Source organism: Kitasatospora griseola (assembly GCF_014648555.1).
GTDB lineage: Bacteria > Actinomycetota > Actinomycetes > Streptomycetales > Streptomycetaceae > Kitasatospora > Kitasatospora griseola.
Genome location: NZ_BMRI01000077.1, coordinates 1 through 6,175 on the forward strand (window position 1 = coordinate 1; position 6,175 = coordinate 6,175).

A 6,175-nucleotide genomic window follows, 5' to 3' on the forward strand; every position below is an offset into this window, starting at 1 on the left:
GGACGCGGCGGCCAAGGCCGGTGTCACCGGTGTGCTGTTCACCGTGGCCGGAACGGACGAGAACGCCGGCGTGGCCGTCGACTACTCGTCCTTCGCACAGGCGGCGGGCTCCGGGTTCGGCTCCCGCCTGAAGCTGGTGCGACTGCCCGAGTGCGCACTGACCACGCCGGAGTCGGCCGAGTGCCGGACGCAGACGCCGCTCCCTGGCGGCAACGACGTCGAGGCGCAGACGGTCACGGCGGACGCACTGACCGCTGCTCCGGCCGGTTCCACCCGCATCCAGGCGGTGGGCGGTGCGGTCGTTCTGGCCGCCACCACCGGTTCGGCCGGGCCGAGCGGCGACTACAAGGCGAGCCCGCTCTCCTCGGCCTCGACCTGGTCGACCTCGCTGAACAGCGGATCGTTCACCTGGTCCTACGAGATGCCGGTGACGGCGATGCCGGGCAGTCTCACGCCCAAGCTCGCCCTGAAGTACAACTCGGCCGGCATCGACGGACGTACGGCGAGCACCAACAACCAGGCCTCCTGGGTGGGCGACGGCTTCGATCTGGCTCCGGGTTTCGTGCAGCGGGCCTACAAGCCGTGCATGGACGACGGCGCGCCGAAGACCGGCAATATCAGCCCCGGCGACCTGTGCTGGGGCACCGACAACGCCACGATCAGCTTCGACGGGCATGCGGGTGAACTGATTCCGGTGTCCGCCGACGAGTGGCGGATCAAGAACGATGACTCGACGAAGATCGTCCGGGTCCGTGACACGTCCCGCGGGAACGGCGACAACGACGGCGAGTACTTCCGGGCGACGACCACTGACGGTACGTCTTACTACTTCGGCTACAACCGTCTTCCGAACTGGACGGCCGGCCAGCCGGAGACGAAGTCGGTGTACACGGTGCCGGTGTACGGCAACAACGCCGGCGAGCCGTGCAACGCCTCGACGTTCGCCGCCTCGTGGTGCCAGCAGGGCTGGCGGTGGAGCCTCGACCTGGTGGTCGACGCCCACGGCAACGACGTCACCTACTGGTACACGCCGGAGACCAACAACTACGGCCGCAACCTCAAGGCCACCGACCGCACTCCGTACGTGCGCGGTGGGCGCCTCGACCACATCGAGTACGGCCAGCAGAAGAACGACATCTACTCGGCGACCGTCAAGCCGATGGGCCGGGTCGAGTTCGGCACCGCCGAGCGCTGCTTGGAGACCACGGCGGGCCGCTGCGACGCGGGCTCGATCGACACCAACCGGCAGTACTGGTACGACACCCCGTGGGACCAGAACTGCAAGGACGGCACCGACTGCACCAGGGTGCTCGCGCCGGTGTTCTTCACCCGCACCCGCCTCACCCAGGTCGTCGCCAAGACCCTTCAGGCGAACGGCAGTTACGCACCGGTGGACACCTGGGACCTGACTCACAAGTGGGGCACCGCCGACTTCGACTACCAGCTCCTGCTGGACTCGATCAAGCACACCGGCAACTCCGCCACCCCTGCCGTCGCGCTGCCGAAGACCGCCTTCGCCTACAAGCAGATGGTCAACCGGCTGGACAAGACCGGTGACGGCCGCGCTCCATTCGTCAAGCAGCGCCTGGGCACCGTCACCGACGAACTCGGCGGCCAGATCGACGTCAACTACTCCGGCGAGGCCTGCACCTGGGCGAACCTGCCCATCCCGGAGACCAACACCACCCGCTGCTTCCCGCAGATGTACCAGGCCTCCGAGGAGAGCCCGGTCACCACGGAGTGGTTCAACAAGTACGTGGTCGAGTCGGTTATCGCCACCGACCGCACCGGCGGCGCGCCCGACATGGTCACCCACTACACCTATCTCGGCGACGCCGCCTGGCACTTCGACGACGAGGACGGCCTGACCAAGGAGAAGCTCAAGACCTGGTCCCAATGGCGCGGCTACGCCCACGCCCGGGTCGAGAGCGGCGGCGTCGAAGGCATGTCGACGCAGAGCGACTCGTACTTCCTGCGCGGCATGGACGGCGACCGCAACAACCCCTCCGACAAGAACAGCAAGCGCACCGTCACCGTGAACGACGGCGAAGGCACCGTCCTCATCGACGATGACGCCTGGGCCACGTACCAGTACCGCACGGAACAGTACGACAAGCCCGGCGGTGTCGTCCTCGCCAAGACCGTCAGCACTCCGTGGAAGAAGGAGACCGCAAAGCGGGCCCGGGACTGGGGCACCACCACCGCCAACATGGTCGCTTCGTCGACCCAGCGTGCCTTCTCGTCACTGGACAACGGAGCGGGCAAGAGCTGGCGCGAGGTGCGGACCAACAGCACCTTCGACAACTACGGCCGGACCACCATGTCGGAGGAACTCGGTGACACCGGGCGCAGTGGCGACGAGCGGTGCACCCGGACCACCTACGCCGACAACACCGGGGCGTGGATCCTTTCCGGGATGATCCGCCAGGAGACGGTCGCCGTCGACTGCGCGGCGAACGTCAATCGCGACACTCAGGCCGACGGGACCTCGGCGGTCCTGTCCGACACCCGTTACCGCTACGACGGCCAGGCCTACGGGAAGGCACCGGTCAAGAACGACCTGACGCTGGTGCACGTGCTCAAAAGCCGGACCGGCAACAGCGCAAGCTACCTGGACAGCGCGGCCACGTACGACGTCTACGGGCGTCCGCTAACCACAACAGCGCTGGTCTCCTCCACGGTGTTCGACACCACGGGAGCGACCGCTGCGGTCACCACCGCGCTGCCGGACCCCCGCACGACCACCACCGCCTACACCCCGGCCACCGGCCGGCCGACCAAGTCCACGGTCACCACTCCGCCGGCAACCCTCGGCAGCGCTGCCACCGCGCAGACGTCCACCGCCGAGTACGACCTGCTGCGTGGTCAAACGATCGACACTCTCGACGTCAACAACCGTCGCACCGACGTGCTGTACGACGCGCTCGGCCGCACCCTCAAGGTCTGGCAGCCCAACCGTTCCAAGGCCAACGGGGACACGCCCAACAAGGAGTTCGGCTACTCCGTCGAGGACGGAAAGATCGCCGCTGTCGCGGAGAAGACCCTCAACGAGGACGGCTCCCAGCAGACCTCGTACGCCCTGTACGACGGCTTCGGCCGGCCTCGACAGACCCAGGCACCCGGTAGCGCAGGCGGGCGAGTCCTGGCCGACACCTTCTACGACGGGCGAGGCCAAGCCTCGCTCGCGTACGCGCCGTACTACGCCACCAGCGCGCCGAGCGGAACACTCCGCAAGGTCGACGACACCACTGGTGTCGAAACCCAGACCGCCACTGCGTACGACGGTCTCGGGCGGGCTGTCAAAACCACGATGAGTGCCGGGAACGGCGTCGGCACGCCGCTGTCGAGCACGGTGACGGAGTACGGCGGTGATTACGTCTCCGTCACTCCGCCCACTGGCGGAACTGCGTCCATGCAGATGCTCGACAGGGCCGGCAAGGTCACCGAACTTCGCCAGTACAAGGCCGGCACCCCGACCGGCGCCTATGACGCGACCAAGTACGAGTACGACGCCGCCGGGCATCTCAAGAAGCTGACCGATCCGGCGGGCACCGTCTGGACGTGGACGTATGACCAGCTCGGCCGACAGGTCAAGGCCGTGGACCCGGACTCCGGAACCTCGGTGATGGCCTACAACAGCCGAGGCGAGCTGGCCAGCACGACGGACGGGCGCGGCAACACCGTCGCGAACGTCTATGACAACCTGTCGCGTGTGACCGAGACCCATGAGGGCTCCGTCACCGGTCCGCTGCTGACCTCGCAGGTCTGGGACCCGGTCAACAACAAGGGCCAGGTAGCCTCCAATTCGCGGTTCAGCACGGTCGGCGGCAAGACCTACGAGTACAAGACGACGTACGCGCTGTTCGACACCATGGCCCGTCCGACCCGCACAACAGTGACGATCCCGTCCGTGCCGGGGCAGGAGGCCCTGGCCGGAAACTACATCAGCGGCACCATCTACCGGCTCGACGGCCAGGCCAGGTCCACCTCCTACCCGGCAGCGGGAAACCTGCCGGGTGAATCGGTGGTCTTCAGCTACGACGACCTTCACCGGGTCACCGCCGTAGAAGGCCTGACGAAGTACCAGACCGGGCAGACCTACAGCCTCACCGGCAAACCGCTGCAGACTACGCTCTCCAACGGCACCGCCGGCAAGGACGTCTACCTCACCAACACCTACGAATGGGGCACGCAGCGCCTCGCCTCCAGCCGCGCCGACCAGTACGGCGTCACCGGGGCCGCGCGGGCTGCCAGCTACACGTACGACCAGGCAGGCAACGTCACCTCGGTGACCGACACCTCCCGGGCGGGCACCGACCGCCAGTGCTTCACCTACGACTACCTGGCGCGCCTTACGGAGGCCTACACCCCCAACACCGGTTCCTGCTCAGCTCCCAACGGCACCCAGCTGGGCGGCCCCGCCCCGTACTGGACCAGTTGGACCTACAACACCAACGGCACCCGGGCCACGGAGACCCGTCACGAACCGACGGGCAAGTCCGACCAGGACTCGACCACGACCTACAGCTACCCGGCCCCCACTGCGGCCCGCCCGCACAGCCTCACCTCCACCAGCACCGTGACCGGGGCGGCGGGCGCGCCCGTGGCGGAGACCTACGGCTACGACAACTCCGGCAACACCAGCGCACGGCACCTCAAGCCGTCGGCCAACCGAACCAATGACCAGGTACTGACCTGGGACACCGAAGGCCGCCTCGGTCGGCTCGCCGACACGGTGAAGACCACGGCCGGCTCCACGACCACAACCACCAGCAAGACCACCGACTACCTGTACGACACGACCGGCGCCCGCCTGATCGGGCACACTCTCGACACCGCAGACCCGGCAGCCGAGAGTTGGACCCTCTACCTCGGTGGCACCGAGCTCAAGCTGGTCAAGGGCGCTACCAAGCCTGCCGCGACCCGCTACTACCCCCTGGGCGCCGCCACCGCCGTCCGTACGGACGACAACCGCGTCACCTTCCAGATCAACGATCACCACGGCACCGCCGAAGTCGGCATCGACGCCACCAGCGGTGGCCTGGAGCAGCGCCGCTCTGCTCCCTTCGGTGGTGTACGCGGCACCAGTCCCGGAACCTGGGCGGGCACCCGCGGATTCCTCGGCGGTGTCACCGAGCCCACCGGCCTCACCCACCTCGGGGCCCGTGACTACGATCCGGCCACCGGACGATTCATCAGCGTCGACCCGTTGCTGGACTCCGGCGATCCGCAGTCCCTGACGGGTTACACCTACAGCAACAACAACCCGCTGACCCTCAGCGACCCCAGCGGCATGCGCCCGGACGGGATCTGCGGCGGCTTCGACATCTGTCGGGACGACAAGGGGGACCGCATCTACGAGGCCTGGGTGCCCTCCCAGGACGGATGGGACCTCTTCTACTGGGGCGGTTCCACCCTCGCCACCAAGGAGCACCCGGCAATGACGGGTGTCCATGTCACGCTGGTCTACAACGACTTCACGGTGCGCGAGCGCGTCCGGGGCGGCCTGGAACTCGCCTCGTTCACACCGCTCGCACCGGTTGCCGCAGTGGGACTCACGGCCATGGAGCTCCAGGAAGGCAACTTCCTGGATGCGGCAGAAGACCTGCTCGGGGCCGTTCCCGGCGTAGGCGCGCTGAAAAAGGCGGGGAAGGCTGCCAAGGGTGCCAACGCCCTGCACAAGATGGACCAGATCGACGGCGCCGTCGACATGGCCATGAGCACCGCCTCGTGCATCACAGCCGGCGAGACTCACAGCTTCCCGCCGGGGACGAAGGTCCTGATGGCCGATGGCACCACCAAGGCCATCGAGGACATTCAGCTCGGGGACGAAGTCGAATCGACGGACCCCATCGCCGATCAGTCAGCCGCCAATCCCGTACTGCGAACGATCCGCACCGCCGACGACCACGAGTTCACCGATGTGGTCCTGACCGACCCGGCCGACAGCTCCGCCTCCCCCCAGAAGATCACCACCACCCAGCACCACCCGATCTGGGACGTCAGCACGCAGTTGTGGGTCAGCGCGGCAGACCTGCAGCCGGGTCATGAAGTGAGGCGCGCTGATGGCGCCTCCGCGGTGGTCGTGTCTGTGGTCAGCTACTGAAGTTGAATGTGTGATGTCGCTCGGACGGGTGAAGCAGTAGCGTTCGTCTGCCGGTGGAGGGTCGAGCCC

Annotated in this window: 1 protein-coding gene; it reads left to right on the top strand. The window is 67.4% G+C overall.

From position 1 onward, the window contains the following. Positions 1 to 31: 31 nt before the first annotated feature. Positions 32 to 6,106 (top strand): RHS repeat-associated core domain-containing protein, encoded by a 6,075-nt coding sequence (locus IEZ12_RS36900; RefSeq protein WP_229848700.1) that lies wholly within the window; start codon positions 32 to 34, stop codon positions 6,104 to 6,106. The last annotated feature ends 69 nt before the right edge of the window (positions 6,107 to 6,175 follow it).